Here is a 1,010-nt window from a genome sequence, read left to right on the forward strand (position 1 = left end):
AATCAATGCTGTAGCAGCCGATTCTGACGGAACGATTTCTAAGGTAGAATTCTATAACGGTGCCACTTTATTATCGACTTCAACAAGTAGTCCCTACACATACACCTGGGAAAATGTGACTGCGGGAAGTTATGCCATAACGGTAAAATCATATGATAACGCAAATGTAATAGCAACAACAACATCATCTGTGGTAAACATAGTGGTTAATAATAATCAAGCTCCGACGGTAAGGGTTACTTCTCCTGCTGATAATGCTACCTTTATAGCTCCTGGAAGTGTTACCATCAATGCTGTAGCAGCCGATTCTGACGGAACAATTTCTAAGGTAGAATTCTATAATGGAGCAACTTTATTATCGACTTCAACAAGCAGTCCTTATACATATACTTGGGAGAATTTAAAGGCAGGAACTTATCAGATAGTAGCAAAAGCCACAGACAATACCGGGAACGTGACCAGCTCGACTCCTGTAATTATTGAGGTAAAAGTTCCTCCAATTGTTAGTATGATTTCTCCTTCTGCAAATGATCAGGTGGTAGATAATGGAAGTGATCTTTTGTTCAATTTCGAAGTGACTGATCCTGATGCTGTACTCTCATCTATTATCATTAAAGACAATGGGGTGATAATTTCTACAATAAACAAGTCTCCTTATTCATTTGTTCTGGCTAATATAGGTTTGGGAAATCATTATTTCACAGCAACCACTGTTCTTGAAAATGGTACCGAATATACATTTGCAAGTTTGAATGTCGTGAGTAAAAATTGCAAAGGGGTAGTATGGAATACCTCAACTGATTATTTAATTGGAGATCAGGTAGTCTATCAGGGGATTATTTACAGAGCTTTGGTAATTAACAAAAACAAACAACCAAATCAAGATAGAACCACTTGGTTTAAGATAGGGCCTTGTGAAGATCTGACAGTTGAAGATATTCCCTTACCTAAATACATCTTATATCCAAATCCTTGCACCACACATTTCAATATCAAATTTATTGATTGTG

Annotated in this window: 1 protein-coding gene; it reads left to right on the plus strand. The window is 37.0% G+C overall.

Annotation, left to right across the window (positions count from 1 at the left end; translation table 11 throughout):
• Window positions 1-1,010, plus strand: a 1,010-nt coding sequence (locus tag ACN1CN_RS22755; protein WP_419137976.1) for an Ig-like domain-containing protein, incomplete at both ends; no start/stop codon positions are given.

The sequence above is a fragment of the Flavobacterium sp. T12S277 genome, assembly GCF_048514875.1.
In the GTDB taxonomy this organism is placed as follows: Bacteria; Bacteroidota; Bacteroidia; order Flavobacteriales; family Flavobacteriaceae; genus Flavobacterium.